The organism is Rhizobium sp. PEPV16 (assembly GCF_008919455.1).
Classification (GTDB): Bacteria; Pseudomonadota; Alphaproteobacteria; order Rhizobiales; family Rhizobiaceae; genus Rhizobium; species Rhizobium leguminosarum_Q.
The window spans coordinates 1-14,802 of sequence record NZ_VSZV01000320.1 but is presented as its reverse complement, the minus strand read 5'-3'; the positions used below and the strand labels follow the sequence as shown (position 1 = coordinate 14,802).

14 protein-coding genes and 1 tRNA gene are annotated in these 14,802 nt (G+C 59.2%); 9 read left to right on the top strand and 6 right to left on the bottom strand.

Going from position 1 to position 14,802, the window contains the following annotated elements:
* Positions 1-35: 35 nt before the first annotated feature.
* Complete coding sequence (locus tag FY112_RS20355) at positions 36-1,070, bottom strand: substrate-binding domain-containing protein (protein WP_151519143.1); 1,035 nt, start codon at positions 1,068-1,070, stop codon at positions 36-38.
* 193 nt (positions 1,071-1,263) lie between these two features.
* Positions 1,264-2,487 carry a phosphate regulon sensor histidine kinase PhoR gene (gene phoR / locus FY112_RS20350; protein WP_151519142.1) on the bottom strand — a complete coding sequence of 408 codons (1,224 nt, stop codon included), beginning with the start codon at positions 2,485-2,487 and terminating at the stop codon, positions 1,264-1,266.
* Between the two features lie 14 nt (positions 2,488-2,501).
* Between phoR and FY112_RS36855 the strand changes: the two genes are divergently transcribed.
* Both FY112_RS36855 and ppk2 read left to right on the top strand, forming a co-directional pair.
* Positions 2,502-2,681 carry a hypothetical protein gene (locus tag FY112_RS36855; RefSeq protein ID WP_181018251.1) on the top strand — a complete coding sequence of 60 codons (180 nt, stop codon included), beginning with the start codon at positions 2,502-2,504 and terminating at the stop codon, positions 2,679-2,681.
* Between the two features lie 47 nt (positions 2,682-2,728).
* Positions 2,729-3,610: a polyphosphate kinase 2 gene (ppk2, locus tag FY112_RS20345; RefSeq protein WP_151519141.1), complete on the top strand. Its 882-nt coding sequence runs from the start codon at positions 2,729-2,731 to the stop codon at positions 3,608-3,610.
* 95 nt (positions 3,611-3,705) lie between these two features.
* Here ppk2 and FY112_RS20340 read toward each other — a convergent pair whose 3' ends face one another.
* Positions 3,706-4,905 carry a regulator gene (locus tag FY112_RS20340; RefSeq protein ID WP_151519140.1) on the bottom strand — a complete coding sequence of 400 codons (1,200 nt, stop codon included), beginning with the start codon at positions 4,903-4,905 and terminating at the stop codon, positions 3,706-3,708.
* 285 nt (positions 4,906-5,190) lie between these two features.
* Between FY112_RS20340 and FY112_RS20335 the strand changes: the two genes are divergently transcribed.
* Together FY112_RS20335 and FY112_RS20330 are read left to right on the top strand one after the other, a co-directional pair.
* Positions 5,191-6,150, top strand: coding sequence for a nitronate monooxygenase family protein (locus tag FY112_RS20335; RefSeq protein ID WP_151519139.1), 960 nt, complete (start codon positions 5,191-5,193; stop codon positions 6,148-6,150).
* A gap of 121 nt (positions 6,151-6,271) precedes the next feature.
* A tRNA-Thr gene (locus FY112_RS20330) sits at positions 6,272-6,347 on the top strand.
* Positions 6,348-6,405: 58 nt separating this feature from the next.
* Here the strand turns inward: FY112_RS20330 and FY112_RS20325 are convergent.
* Positions 6,406-8,481 carry a S8 family peptidase gene (locus FY112_RS20325; protein ID WP_181018250.1) on the bottom strand — a complete coding sequence of 692 codons (2,076 nt, stop codon included), beginning with the start codon at positions 8,479-8,481 and terminating at the stop codon, positions 6,406-6,408.
* 200 nt (positions 8,482-8,681) lie between these two features.
* Positions 8,682-9,806 carry an ATP-binding protein gene (locus tag FY112_RS20320; protein WP_181018249.1) on the bottom strand — a complete coding sequence of 375 codons (1,125 nt, stop codon included), beginning with the start codon at positions 9,804-9,806 and terminating at the stop codon, positions 8,682-8,684.
* 491 nt (positions 9,807-10,297) lie between these two features.
* Here FY112_RS20320 and FY112_RS20315 point away from each other — a divergent pair, with 491 nt between their 5' ends.
* The 4 genes from FY112_RS20315 to FY112_RS20300 all read left to right on the top strand — a co-directional run bounded on the left by FY112_RS20315 (position 10,298) and on the right by FY112_RS20300 (position 13,595).
* The gene (locus FY112_RS20315; protein WP_151519136.1) at positions 10,298-10,678 is read left to right on the top strand and encodes a hypothetical protein; all 381 of its coding nucleotides are present in this window, start codon (positions 10,298-10,300) and stop codon (positions 10,676-10,678) included.
* Between the two features lie 259 nt (positions 10,679-10,937).
* Complete coding sequence (locus FY112_RS20310) at positions 10,938-12,428, top strand: MDR family MFS transporter (protein WP_151519135.1); 1,491 nt, start codon at positions 10,938-10,940, stop codon at positions 12,426-12,428.
* A gap of 74 nt (positions 12,429-12,502) precedes the next feature.
* Complete coding sequence (locus FY112_RS20305) at positions 12,503-13,069, top strand: chloramphenicol phosphotransferase (RefSeq protein ID WP_151519134.1); 567 nt, start codon at positions 12,503-12,505, stop codon at positions 13,067-13,069.
* 274 nt (positions 13,070-13,343) lie between these two features.
* Positions 13,344-13,595, top strand: coding sequence for a hypothetical protein (locus FY112_RS20300; protein WP_181018253.1), 252 nt, complete (start codon positions 13,344-13,346; stop codon positions 13,593-13,595).
* A 142-nt stretch (positions 13,596-13,737) separates the two neighbouring features.
* On the opposite strand, the gene FY112_RS20295 is transcribed toward FY112_RS20300, so the two are convergent.
* Entirely contained in the window at positions 13,738-14,115 is a 378-nt protein-coding gene (locus FY112_RS20295) for a nuclear transport factor 2 family protein (RefSeq protein ID WP_151519133.1), read from the bottom strand.
* Between the two features lie 127 nt (positions 14,116-14,242).
* Here FY112_RS20295 and FY112_RS20290 point away from each other — a divergent pair, with 127 nt between their 5' ends.
* On the top strand, positions 14,243-14,701 hold the full coding sequence (locus tag FY112_RS20290; RefSeq protein WP_151519132.1) for a MarR family winged helix-turn-helix transcriptional regulator: 459 nt from the start codon (positions 14,243-14,245) through the stop codon (positions 14,699-14,701).
* Positions 14,702-14,802: the final 101 nt, after the last annotated feature.

The following is a 14,802-nucleotide window of genomic DNA, read 5'->3' as shown; positions in this document are numbered from 1 at the left end:
GCGCGGGCTGAAAGGCACCGCGCCGGCAAAAGTCATTACATAGCCTTACCGGCTTCGACTTCCTTGCGGATCGCTTCGCGCTCGGCATCCGGAGCGGCAACCAGGCCGTATTCGACGAGCGGGCTGTCAGGGCCGATCATCTGGTCGGATACGAAGAAGTTGACATATTCCTTCAGGCCCGGAACAGCGCCGAGATGTGCCTTCTTGACGTAGAAGAACAGCGGGCGGGAAACCGGGTAGGTGCCGTTGGCGATCGTTTCGGTGGACGGAACGATACCGCTCATGCTCGCAACCTTGAGCTTGTCGGCGTTGTTTTCGTAGAAGGAAAGGCCGAATACGCCGACGCCGGTCTTGTTGGCGGCGATGCGTGCGAGGGTTTCCGGATAGTCGCCGTCGATGTCAACGGCGACGCCGTCCTTGCGGACTGCGACGCAAGCCTTGCCCTGGGCAGCCTTCTCGGCGATTTCCTTGGCGATGACGTCGGTTGCGCCAGAGGCCTTGCAGCCGGCAGCGAGAACGTTCTGTTCGAAGACTTCGCGGGTGCCGTGCTTTTCGCCCGGAATGTAGGCAGCAATATCAACAGCCGGAAGCTTCGGGTTGACTTCCGACCACTTCTTGTAGGGGTTGGCGACGAGCTTGCCGTCGACGACGACCTGGGCTGCGAGGGCCTTGTAGATATCGGCAGGAACGTAAGCGAGATCAGGGTTGGAAGCGTCGGTTGCGAAGACGATGCCGTCATAACCGATCTTGACTTCCTGGATGTCGGTTACGCCGGCAGCCTTGCAGGCTTCCACTTCGTTCTTATTGATCGGACGCGAAGAATTCGCAATGTCGATGGTGTCTTCGCCAACGCCCTTGCAGAATTCCTTCAGGCCAGCGCCCGAGCCGCCGGATTCGACGACCGGCGTCTTGAAGTTGGTGAAGGTTTCGCCGAAGGACTCGGCAACGATCTTTGCGTAAGGCAGGACGGTGGACGAACCAGCGATCTGGATCTGGTCGCGGGCGACGGCTGCGCCAGCGAAAGCAGCAGTTGCAGCGAGCGCGGCAACGGTGAGCTTGAAGGTGTTCATTAGAAATCTCCCGCATTGGGCTTGTGTGAGTGCGGCCTTAGAGAGGCCCTCGCATTGCCTTTTTTCATCGGCGGGACTCTCTTAGCTCTTGAAGCCTCGTCCTTTTATGTCAAATCGATGAAACATTTGTGACAATATAAGTTATTGATTTAAATAATAAAATTATGCAACGTAAAAGTGTTGCGACATATCGTTAGAAGCGGACGGTAAAATCGGTGCCCTTTCCGACTTCCGACTTGACGATCAGCCGCGCCCGGTGGCGGGTGAGGATGTGTTTGACGATGGCAAGGCCGAGGCCGGTGCCCTTTTTCGAGCGGCTGTCCTCGATACTGACCCGGTAGAAGCGCTCCGTCAGCCGCGGCACGTGCTCGGCCGGGATGCCCGGGCCCTTGTCGACGATGCTGACCTCGACCGGCTGGCCGGTGCCGTTCTTCAGCCAGACATCGACGATCTCGCCCTCCTGGCCGTATTTGCAGGCATTTTCCATCAGGTTCTCGAAGACCTGGACAAGTTCGTCGCGATCTCCCAGCACCTCGACCTTGCCGTCGGGTAGATGCAGGTTGATGTCGACACCGACATCCCTGGCAAGCGGCACAAGCGCATCTCTGACATGGCCGAGCAGCGGCACCAGGTCGATCTTCTCATCCGGCGCAATGTGCGATTTCAGCTCCAGGCGGGAGAGCGACAGCAGGTCGTCGACCAGCCGGCTCATGCGCGTCGTCTGGTCGAGCATGATGTTGAGGAAACGCGCCTGCGCCTTCAGATCGTTCTTCGCCGGCCCCTGGATGGTCTCGATGAAGCCGCGCAGCGAGGCAAGCGGCGTGCGCAGCTCATGGCTGGCATTGGCGACGAAATCCGAGCGCATGCGGTCGATCCGGCGGACCTCGGAAATATCGCGGAAGGAGAGGATGAAATAGCGTTCATGCGGGCCGTCATCGGCCGCGAATTCGACAGGAGCGCTGCGCACGATATAGACGCGCTCGGACGGCAGCCGCTCGGAATGCTCGATCTGGTTCGGTGCGTTGGTGGCGATGGTTTCGCGCACCATGTCGAGCACGCCGGGCGAGCGCATACGGGCCGATATATGGGCGCCGAGCGCCACCTCGCCGAAGGCCTTTTCGGCAGCGCGGTTCTGGAAGAGCACCGAGGCGTCGTCCGACAGCACCATGACGGGGATATCGAGGCCGGAGAGCGTGGCGGAAACTTCAGGCAGCCGGCTTGGCGGCGCTTCCGGCTCGATCTCCACCGGCGGGGCCGGCTCGGCCTCAATGATCGGCGCCTCATTGAAAAGCGCCGTGAGGATCATCACAAGCAGCAGGACAAGCACAACCCACTTGTTCATGCCGGCGGCAAGCGCGGCGAGCGCGCTGAGGATTGCTGCCAGCAGCACCGGCCGTTCGCGCCTTATGCGCGCCAACAGGCTTTTTCTCCATGGAGTTTCGTCTGGCAAGTGCCCTCGCGCCGTCGATTCGTTTTTCTTATATTGAACTCTGCCTGATAGCGGCAATTCATGACAGAAGTTTTCGGGCTACCGCTTTGAAGCGAAAAGCCGCAGCAGAAACCCACGAAAAATTATCGGTCGACCGCGAAAGATTTGATTTTCAACGGTAAATATGTTCGCTTGCAGGAAGAGAAGCGATCGGGCTGTGGAGGCTGATATGGACGAGGACGTCGAAAACAGGGCCGTGGAGCTGGAGATCCGCGGAAAGAAGCGCATCTTCGATGTCGACGATCCCACTCTGCCGGCCTGGGTGGAGGAACGCGCGCTGGAATCCGGCGACTTTCCCCACAAGAAGAAGCTCAAGGAGGAGGACTATCTGGAGCAGCTGGAAAAGCTGCAGATCGAACTCGTCAAAGTGCAGTTCTGGCTGCAGGCGACCGGCAAGCGGGTGATGGCGCTGTTCGAAGGGCGCGACGCTGCCGGCAAGGGCGGCGCGATTTCGGCCTCCTCGGCGAATATGAACCCACGCCTAGCGCGCGTCGTGGCGCTGACCAAGCCGACCGACCGCGAGCAGGGACAATGGTATTTCCAGCGCTATGTCGCGCAGTTTCCGACGGCTGGCGAATTCGTGCTGTTCGACCGCTCCTGGTACAACCGCGCCGGCGTCGAGCCGGTCATGGGCTTCTGCACGCCGCAGCAATATGAGGATTTCCTCAAGCAGGCGCCGCAGCTCGAAAAGATCATCGCCCATGAGGGCATCTTCTTCTTTAAATTCTATCTCGATATCGGCCGCGAGATGCAGCTCAAGCGTTTCCACGACCGCCGGCACGATCCGCTGAAAGTCTGGAAACTGTCGTCTATGGATATCGCGGCGCTGACGAAATGGGACGATTACAGCGACAAGCGCAATCGGATGCTGAAGGAAACCCATACGGATTTCGCGCCCTGGACGGTGATCCACGGCAATGACAAGCGGCGGGCGCGCCTCGAACTCATCCGCCACATGCTGAACAAGATGGATTATGACGGCAAGGACAGACAAGCGCTCGGCACGGTCGACGCGGAGATCATCGGCTCAGGGTCTGGCTTTTTGAAATAGGGCACCGATCGCATCGGGACCGGGGTCACCGATTGCAGCGGGACCGGGGTCACCGGCTCCCAGGAACGGGGTCACCGGCTCTGCCGGGACCGGGGTCACTGCCCCGGCAGGATGCGGATGGCGAAGAGGTTGATGCCGCGCGCCTTGCCGTCGAGATCGCTGTTGATCGTCAGCGTGCCCGGTGAATTCGGCGCCAGCGAGCGGTCGAACTTCACCTGCAGCAGCGCGTCCGATTTTTCCCGGGTGACGTTGAAGCGATGGCGGGCGCAATTGCCGAGCGTCTGGAAATTGCATTCGACGGTGATCTGCGTCGGCTCGTCGGTGGTGGACTGCAGCGTAAGCGCGATCGTGGAGGATTTGCCGGCCAGCTGCTGCAGCACCGACGGCGGCACGCTGATCGAGATATTGCCATCGGCAGTACCGCTCTCGGAAATCAGCCGGATTGCGGGACCGTCGTTCTCTTCGATTTTTTCGGTGCGCGCCCGCGGGCCGGTCTGCATCTTGTCGGCGTCCTCGGGCTTGAACAGGGGGATCCAATCGGCCGAGAAACTGTTCTGCGGATCGATGGTCACCGGCTGATCGGTGTGAGAGCCCGCATTCCCGGCGCTATCGTCATTGCCGGTAAAATCCTCGGGCTGCGTGCTTGCCGGCGGATTGGCAACGCTGGTGTCGCGTTCGGCCGCTGTCATCAGCAGGCCCGACGTATGCGCCCACCAGGCGCCGATGCCGATGAAGGCAAGCAGCACGCACCAGACGAGCAGCCGCGAAAAGAATTTGCGCGGCTTGCGGCGGCCCGCCGCCCGCTCCGGGCGGAAATCCATGGTGGTGGCGCGCTGACCGCGGGCAAGGCGTTCCTCGCCGACGGGAGCGGCAGCCAGATGATCGGTATTGCCGGCATGCACGTCGTCGAGGCTCGACTCGTCGCCGCGGCTGAAGGCTACCTCGGGGGTGCGGGTTTCGCCCGCGGGCACGGGACTATCGATAAGGCTGTCGATATCGGCCACATCACCGCGCGGAACCGGCGGTGTGGGCATTTCCACGACCGGCGGCACCGGCACTTCAGGCGGCCTCTGGCGGGGGTGAAGGCGGTCGCGCTCCTCGCCTTCGATGGCGTGAATGGTGCTTTCCAGGCGGTGGCGGTGATGGGCGACGACTTCGGAATCGGTGATATCCTGTTTGCGCAGGCCGGCTTCCAGCGCCTGGCGGGCGGACTGATAGATCCTCGCTCGAACCTCCGGATTGTCGCGATCGGAATTTTCGAGCGCTGTTCTGATGGCCGTTTCTAATCCGCTCACATTCAGTCCTTCACCTTGAACTCGGCATTGGACTGCAATCCCTGCCGTTCTCCATCAAAATTCGGTAACGGCAAGTGCGGCAAACCGCAAGCCTTGCAGGCCCTGCTGCCATCGATCGGCAGGGATATCGGCAGCTTTCACCGCTTACGGGCCTTATTCTATTAGCTTTCTCGGACGTATATATTCGGGCCGAAATCGACGAAGGCATGGCAGCCGGTCTTTTATCGCCTTTTCATCTCTGTTATGAGATTGACGTTTTCGTAAACGTCAATGGAGGTGATGACCATGGCCCTGCCCCCAATCCTGAGGGATAAACTGAGACTGCCGGTCATCGGCTCGCCGCTCTTCATCATCTCGCATCCGGCATTGACGCTGGCGCAATGCAAGGCGGGCATCGTCGGAGCGTTTCCGGCACTGAACGCCCGGCCGGAAAGCCAGCTCGACGAATGGCTGGCGGAGATTACCGAGGAGCTCGCCCGCCACGACGCCGCCCATCCGGAGCGGCCGGCCGCCCCCTTTGCCGTCAACCAGATCGTCCATATGTCGAACAAGCGGCTGGAGCACGATCTTACGCTCTGCGTCAAATACAAGGTGCCGATCGTCATCTCCTCGCTCGGCGCAGTGCCGGAGGTCAATGCCGCCGTGCATTCCTATGGCGGCATTGTGCTGCATGACATTATCAACAACCGCCACGCCCATTCGGCGATCCGCAAGGGCGCCGACGGACTGATTGCGGTCGCCGCCGGCGCCGGCGGCCATGCCGGCACGCTGTCGCCCTTTGCGCTGATCCAGGAAATCCGCGAATGGTTCGACGGGCCGCTGCTGCTGGCTGGCGCGATCGCCACCGGCGGCGCCATTCTCGCCGCAGAAGCGATGGGCGCCGACATGGCCTATATCGGCTCGCCCTTCATCGCCACTGAAGAGGCCCGCGCCGCGGACGCCTACAAGCAGGCGATCGTCGAAGGGGCTGCCAGCGATATCGTCTATTCCAACTATTTCACCGGCGTGCACGGCAACTATCTCAAGCCCTCGATCGTGGCGGCCGGCATGGACCCGGACAATCTCCCCTTAGCCGATGTCTCGAAGATGGATTTCGAGCAGGCTGTCGGCGGCGCCAAGGCCTGGAAGGACATATGGGGCAGCGGCCAGGGCATCAGCGCCATCAAGGCGGTCGAGCCGGTGGCAAATCTCGTCGACCGGCTGGAGGCCGAATACAGGGCAGCGCGCGCCCGGCTGACGCTCTGAGGCGCGCCTTCCCGCCCCTCCCCTCTTTTTTGCCAAAGCCATGACAGGGTGCTTGAAATCTTCCAACAATGCCTGTATCAGCGCCATGCAAATCGCAGGCCGCATGCTTCGGCCGTGAGAGGCCGCTTTAGCTCAGGTGGTAGAGCACATCATTCGTAATGATGGGGTCGCAGGTTCGAGTCCTGCAAGCGGCACCACTCAACTAGCTAATAATATCTCCTTTGCGTCGCCTCATTCGCACCAATCTGCCATCCGCTATCTTGGTAAGCGGATCGGCACCTGAACCCCCACCCTCGGGCGCATGGCTTGCAATCGATTACCAGAACTCACGATCACCCTGTCGTAAAGGTCTTTCGCTGATCGGTTCCGGATGGTCAGCGCCAGAGCGAACTTCATGTTCGCTGATCTTCGACCGCCATGGCCATGCTCTCTAGCAACATAACTCACGTCAAAAGCCGGCTGGTTAAGGGATGATGCCCGTTTGGTTTTTGTGCGAGACAATGTTGTTTCCCATTTTTGGGCATCATCGCGTTGCATGTGCTCCGTTGCGTAGAAATTCTTTGCGGAAAAGAAACTGTCGCTTGCAGGCACTGTGGGCGTGATGAGTTTTGCACCCTTGTAGTAAGGCGCGGGAAGACTGGTAGTGTCGGGCCGAAATTGGATGTCCAACCCAGCACGTGTGTAGTTAATGGCGTCTTCCGGATCAACTTCACAAAAGAACGAGAACGTCGCCTTTATCTCGACCATTCCCGTAAGCCCGTCAGGTACAGGCAGGTACAGTCGGACCGCTCCCGTTGTAGGCATCAGCCGCTGATAGACAATATGAGCTTCGTAATCGTCACACAGAACGAGGTCGCCCAGACCGTGCGATAGAAATCCCCAACCTGTCTCCCGGCGGGTGGTCTCATCTCCATTTGCATGATGCACCAATAAAGCCTTTACCGCCGGAGCCCAAAGGGGCTCAGTAAACTGCGCACGGACACCGGCCCCGGAACGCATGGCCAGCGGCGCGGCAAAGCTCGTTCCCATCGTTCCGGACGCAGCATGCGGCTGGACAGCACTCAATGCCAGAAACGGCGAACTATGGGAGCCGCCGAAGGCCACAAAATCGGGCTTCACATACCCTGGGCTGCGGCCAGGCCCGCATGCACTATAAGAGGCTCGCTTCCAATCACTTCCGAAGCTGTCGCTTGCTCCGACAGCAAGCATGTTAACGCCGTCGGAGGGCGGCTGTACACGATGTAAGCCTTTCAATCGATCACGTTCTCCATTGTTACCGCATGCAATCGTAGCGACGGTTTCCCCGTTCGATAGGATTTGATCAAGCCTTGCCGTCCACGGACTTACATCATCATCATCGACGGCATAATCTGGACCGAGGCTAATGTTGATGAAGTCGTAACGACGAGATGTCAGCACTGCTTCGATGCGATCAAGAATGTCGAATGCCTCGAAATCGCTAGTGCTGTCGGTATCACCATAAACACGCCAATGGTCGACATTTGCATATGGTTTTTGAACAGGCTGCCCTTGGCTCAATGGACCGAATAAGAAGGAAGACGTCACCGCCAATCCATGCGCCTGGGCAGATGCAACGGCCGCTCCGACGCCAGCGGCATCGCGAAGCGTCACCCACTGATCAAGTCCGTGGGAAACGGGAAGTCCTCCATCGAATATCGCGACTGACAGATCGGGGGCGACCGCCTCTTCTGTCGAAATGGTTACCGGAAAACCTCGCCCAACGGAGCGGACTACCGGATCAAAAGGGACGATGCGCGGCGCTTCTCGTAGAACTCGAAGAAAGGAAAAATCCAGGACGTCGTCCAGTCTTTCGCGAGGCGCGACAATCGGCAAAAACGCCAAACCACCGCTTTGCCTTTGACGATTGAGATCGAAGCGAACATCCAACGATCGCAAAAACTCAGCGAAAGTCAAAATGACCTCACTGTTTCCGAGTTCGTCTGGATTATGCAAAACGACTTCCATAGGAATGGTGTCGCGCCCATCGAAACGGGAGGAAAGGGCCTTCAATCGGTTGCGGCCGGGAACCGTGACGCTTTCAATCCTTCGGAAGGCATCCTCGATATTTTCGTCTCGTGGCGACCAGTTGGCCACCGCCCTGCTGAATTCTATCAATCGATCGGCGTCGCCGGCAAGATATAGAACCGGAGCTGGCTGTGCCTTACCACTTTCCTCAGCCTTGGCAGTCACGACCTTGTCAGGGATGACATGGACTGCCCGACTTCCAAGGTGATGCAGACCCAATGCGTCGATCAGTCCCGCTGGATAATATGACTTTGCGAGGTAGCTTGGATGCAACGTAACTTCCAAGGCGGCCTCACCTCCTGGCCGGGCGAGTGACGGCAACGACTCGATCGCCTTTGCGGTCGACTGCCATTGGGGAGATAGACGGCGACGAGCTTCAGTAAACGAATATGGATGGGCTTTCTCGCCCATACCACGAGGCGGGCGAGCGATTTCTTCCGAAAGCTGCTCACCTTGACCTATCAAATATCTCGGACTGGCCATTATTAATTTGCCTTTGCACGCTTTGTAGGAGCCGGTGATCTAGTTTTACGTATCGTGTCGCGTGAGATACCGACGATCTCGCTTATTTTTCGATCGCTATACCCGTTCTCAGCTAGGAGATGAGCGGCGTTCTTCCGATCCTCTGCCGGACCGTCCCTCAACTCGTGTCCCACGCGTTCAAGAATCACATCAAGTAACGGCTCCTCGGTGATAGTTGCTCGACGCCTCATCCACTGCACAGACCGTGTCAAATCGCTGAACGAGCGCCCATCCCATAAATTGACGAGCAATGGCATCCAGGCGGCCAATGTTTCTGCATCGTCACCAAAAAGACCTGTTAAAGCCTCAGCCCGCTCGGCAGCCGTTGGAGTGCGGAATTCGAGGACATCATCAAAGCGACGCCACACAGCGTGGTCCAGAAGTTCACCGTGGTTTGTAGCAGCGATTAGAAGACTGGTGGAAGGCCAATCATCCACCTCTTGAAGAAGTACCGTAACGAGGCGCTTGAGCTCTCCGACATCACCCTCATCATCCCGTTTCTTCGCGATGGCGTCGAACTCATCTAAGAGCAGCACAGATTCGACGCCTTTTGCATATTCGAGAACCGAGCGGATATTCGCGCCAGTCTTACCTAAATAGCTACTCATGACAGTCGCGAGATCGAGCGTTATTAACGGCCGCCTCAGCAACGACGCCAGCCACCGAGCACTCATCGTTTTACCGACCCCTGGCGGCCCAACAAACAGTAGAGACCTCGTCGGCCCTAGGCCTTGCCTTTCAAGCTCAGATAAATGGCGTTGCTCTGCCGCGACCTGCCCGATCCGATCACGCAGATCAGCATCGAGGATTGGCTCGCCTGACATAACTACAGGAAATTCGCTTTTAGCGAGCGCCAGACGAGAATCTACATCAACCGGAACAATTGCCCCGCCGAAATCCCGAAGGGGGGACAAAGCCGTTGGAGCAAGAGCAAGCAGCTCGGAAAGCTGATCCGCAACTTCTGGACTTTGCTTCCTGAGCTTTCGGATTGACTGCCTCAAGTAGGCCTGCACATCCTGCGCTCTACCAGCTAGGCCAAGCCTCGCCAACTGGACTACATTTTCTGATAATCTCTCTTGCAAGTCCATGTAACCCACAATCTCCATATTTTAATGATATAATTCCAAACGAAGCGGTGGACTAACAAATACCATCACGCCGATATCTAGTCCACTCGAAACAATGGGCGTATTGGAGATTTCTGTTGCAACTGTCATCGAGATCTGACGCTTATGCTGGGTCGAGACTTTCACTTGACTCCGCCAGCAATAGGGCGATTTGGGAGGAGTGCCACCCGCTATTGTCATCTCGGTAATCGACCAGCGCAATTTTCCGCTGGCGAGATTTCCGAAAGGTTTCAAGCTCATTGCTCACTGAGCAACTGATAGAGCTGGCGTAGATGAGGTTCCTAAGCGGAATGGGGCGCTTAAATTCTCCGGGGTTAGCATCTGTCCAATTCATGTTCGCAGCTTTTCCGGCGCCCGGCCCAATCAAACGACCGTGAAAACCGCAACCCCGACAGGAACAATGCCCCAGCCAAGCTGGTTCTCCCCGTGAGACAACAAGCATGGAGAAAATCATGTCCTGCAAGTTCATCGCGATATCGCTGCTTTCGATCGGTCTGACCGGTTCGGCGCTGGCGCAGACGGCCGGGGGTGCGGATGCCAATGGGCGGCTTTCGGTGGCGCCGATTATCGGTGGACCGGGGAGTTCGGGCGCTGGTTCCGGCGGGCCGGGGTCAGCTGGCACTGGTTCTGTCGGCGGCGGTGCAACGGGCACAGGGTCTGTCGGCACCGATTCCGGCACCACCGGCAGCACGACCGGCACTGGCGGCGTCAATCTCAACAGCGGCCGCAGCACGATCAACCCTGGCGGGGTCAATCCCAACCTGCAGCAGACGCCGGGTTGCACCAGCGGCAGCGCGGATACCGGCTCGCTCGGCGAGGCATGCCCGCAATGAAGATGAGGCGATCGTTCGCCTTTCCTTCTGACAAAACGAAGGCCCGGAGCGGAATGGCACCGGGCCTTCGCTTGCGGCCGAAACTTCCCTGACATCACGCGAAAACAACCGTTGCTGTCAGAAACCGGTCGCGGCCTGCTTTACCGGCCGGGCTTGAGGTCGTAAAAGAGCCACATCACTCCGCAAGCGGCGCATCGCCCCACATCTCGCCAGCCTGCCGATATTTCCGGCATCTGCGGAGCACCCGAAGAGGATCGTCATGTCGAATGCAGCGCAACGCTCGAACCGCGTGCTTATCGTCGCCACCATCATGCTGGCGACCTTCATGGTGGCGATCGAGGCGACGATCGTGGCGACCGCGATGCCGCGCATCGTCGGGGAGCTCGGCGGCTTTTCCTATTACAGCTGGGTGTTTTCGGCCTTCCTGCTGGCGCAGTCGACGACGACGGTCATCTACGGCAAGCTTTCCGACATTTTCGGGCGCAAGCCGGTGCTGATCGGCGGCATCCTGATCTTCCTCGTCGGCTCATTGCTCTGCGGGCTTGCCTGGTCGATGATGTCGCTGGTGCTGTTCCGGCTGCTTCAGGGGCTCGGCGCCGGCGCCATCCAGCCGGTGACGATGACGATCATCGGCGATCTCTTCAAGCTGGAGGAGCGCGGCCGCGTGCAGGGCGCGATGGCGACCGTCTGGGCGACCTCGGCCGTCGTCGGGCCGCTCGCCGGCGGCATCATCGTCGACAATATCTCCTGGGCCTGGATCTTCTGGATCAACCTGCCGATCGGCATCATCTCGATCATCGCCTTCATGATCTTCCTGAAGGAGGACGTGGCGCACAAGCAGGCAAAGATCGATTACCTCGGATCGGTGCTGTTTTCGATTTCGATCGTGGCACTTCTCGTCATGCTGACGGAAACCGATGCGAGCGCCTGGATCCTGCTTTCGCTTTTCGCCGTCTTCGTGGTGACGGGCCTGCTCTTTCTCGCCCAGGATAAGCGGGCGCCGGAGCCGCGCATTTCGATCCCGCTGTGGAGCCGAAGGCTGATTGCGACCAGCTATGCGGCGACGCTGCTGGCCGGCCTGGCGCTGATCGGGCTTTCGACAATCCTACCGCTTTATGTGCAGGGCGTGCTCGGCCGCTCGCCTCTTGTCGCGGGGTTCACGCTCACCATGCTCGTCGTCGGCTGGCCCTTGGCGGTGATGCTCTCCAGCCGCCTCTACAAGGCCTTCGGCATCCGCCGCACGCTGCGCGTCGGTAGCCTGATGTTTCCTTTCGGCGCCTGTTTCCTGTTGTTCCTGACCCCTGACAGTTCGCCGGTCGTTGCCGGCGCCGACTCCTTCTTCATGGGCTTCGGCATGGGTCTCATCAGCCTCACCAGCATCGTCTTGGTGCAGGACAGCGTCGAATGGTCGATGCGCGGCAGCGCCACAGCCTCGATCATCTTTGCCCGCAGCCTCGGCAATACGCTCGGCGCCACCGTGCTCGGCGCCATCCTCAATGCCGGCATCAACCATTATGCGAGCGGCGATGCGGCGGCAGGCCTGCACGAGGTGCTGAACCAGCCGACCGGGCTTTCGGCGCTCGCCGCCGATCCGGCGATCCGCTCGGTCTTCAATGCGGCGCTGCACTGGAGCTTCTGGGGCGTGGTCGTCGTCGCGGTGTTGACCTTCTTCACCACCTGGCTGATCCCGGTCGGGCCGAGCCAGAAGCGCGAGGGGACGGCTGTCGCCAGCGAGGCGGCATCGCATTAAGCGGTTCAGCTCGTGGAAGCGCAGAAATGCTGTGTTTTCACACCGATGGATTGTGTTGGGAGAGTTGTCGAACGATGAGTGTTTTCGTGTTGCTCTTGGGGTTTCCGGGCGTCGGCAAGCTGACAATCGCCAAAGAACTCGGCTCGCTTATATCAGCAAAGACCGTCGATAATCACTGGTTCAACAACCCGATCTTGCGCCTCCTCGACGAGGAGGGAACCGCTCCGCTCCCAAAGGGCATATGGGAGTACACTGGCAGGGTCCGGCAGGCCGTCCTGGATGCGATCACCGCCTATAGCGCCCCGTCGGCGAATTTCATCTTCACCCATGCCGGTGTCGAAGGCGATGAGCGGAGCGCGCGGACGTACCAGCAGTTCTATGACGCCGCCGGACAGCGCGCCGCGGTCTTCGTGCCGGTGAGATTGCTGTGTGCCGAAGAAGAATTGGAGCGCCGCGTTTCGTCCCCCGCGCGGCGCGGCCACTTGAAAACGACCGACGTCGAGACGTCGAGGAGCCGAAGCCAACAGGCGCTGGTTCTTGATATCCCGCACCAACACGCACTGACGTTGGATGTGACTTTCATGTCGCCAGCGGAAAGTGCAGTGGCAATACGGGATCATGTTGCGAGACGCAGCCCCTGAGGAGTGCAGCCCTTCGTGCCGATAGCGGAAGATCGGCCTCGGGCGGGAATGCGCCGCTGATGTCGGGATTCAATGGAAATAAGCGCCATCGGGCCAATCGCCAGGCATGGCCAAACCTGTTGGGACGGAGTGATTGAATTGACCAAGACTATTGGAGCTTTTATACAATAGCTTTTGCGAAACTCCGGATTGGCCAAAAATAATCCTTTAAATCAATTGGCTTCTCCTGGATGGTGCCAAATCAAGAATGCGGAACCAGCGGATTGCTGAAGCGATGCAGCCCGGCTGTATGCATCGGCCATGGAGAAACAAAATTATAAAGATCATGGTCTTGCTGCACAGCGCCGATGGCATGGCTTGGCAGTCTCCCCCCAAAGGCACCAGCCTGAAGACATTGAGCGAAGCCGAAGAGCAAGGTTTCATCTTGATCCGCGGGGAATTTCAGAAACGCCAATTCCGTCTGACGGAGCTCGGCTCCGACTATGTCGAGCGCGACAAGCGGCGTCTGGAAGCGCGCAGGCTCTGAACCGATAGCGCCGGCTAAGCGCGACCTGAGACGCACAAGCCGGGTTGCCCGACGGGTCGAAAGGCGAGTCTGACAAAGGCCGCTTCCGCCAGGAGCAGCCATCCCAGGCATAGTTCGTACAAGCTTACAGAGCACGCTCGGCTTAGAGAGTATCCCGGATATCGAAACGGACGATCTTGTCGCCCTGCATGCGGAAAATATGCGTTACGGTCTTGTCCTTCAGGCCATGGGCCTGCCCCTCCAGCGGCCGGCCATCGAGGTCGAAGACAGACTGGATCACCTCGACAGCGACGGCGCCATCTTCGGTTTCCTCAAATGCGACCGGCTCGACGTGCGGACTGATGACGGCCCATTGGCGTGTCCAATAGTCGCGCACGGCCTCACGGCCATGAACGTGGCCGCCATCCATGCCGTTGGCCCAGGCGACATCATCGGAAAGAACGGCAAGGACAGCGTCGATGTCTCTGGCGTTGAAGCTGGCATAGATGCGCTTGATCATTTCGACGTCGTTTTGAGACATGTCGTTTCCTCTATGGAGATTGAAACATTCGCTGGCGGCATCGAAACGGCCTTGCCTCATGCTGCACATCAATATACATACGTACATATATATCTTGCGGTCAAGCGCAGGCAAGAGGTGATCGGAATTGGACGAAGATGTGCTTTCTACGCCGGGGCATCTCATCAGTCTTGCGGCGCGGGGCTTCGCCCGCCTCAGCGAGTCACGCCTCAAACCGCTCGGCTTCGGTGTCGGCCAGTTGCCTGTCCTGGTCGCGCTGCAAAATGGCAAGGCCAGCACGCAACGCGACCTTGCCCGCTTTGCCAGGGTCGAGCAGCCGCCGATGGCGCAGATGCTCGCTCGTATGGAGAGGGATGGGCTGATCCAGCGGACACCCGATCCCGCTGACGGTCGCAGCCGCCGCATCGTGCTGGCGGAGGCTGCACAGCACAGCATGCCGGCGGCGATTGCGGCCTTGTTCGAAGGGAATAAAGAGGCATTGACCGGCTTCACGGAAGCGGAAGCGGAGCAACTTGTCGATCTGCTCAAGCGGCTGATTGAAAATCTGGATCAGATAGCAAGCGCGGAATCCTCGGCGCAGCTTTAGAGAGGAAGGCTTATGCACAAAGGATCCTGCCTGTGTGGTGCCATAACTTTCGAGATCGAAGGCGATCTGCGAGCGCCGGACGCGTGCCATTGCTCCAAATG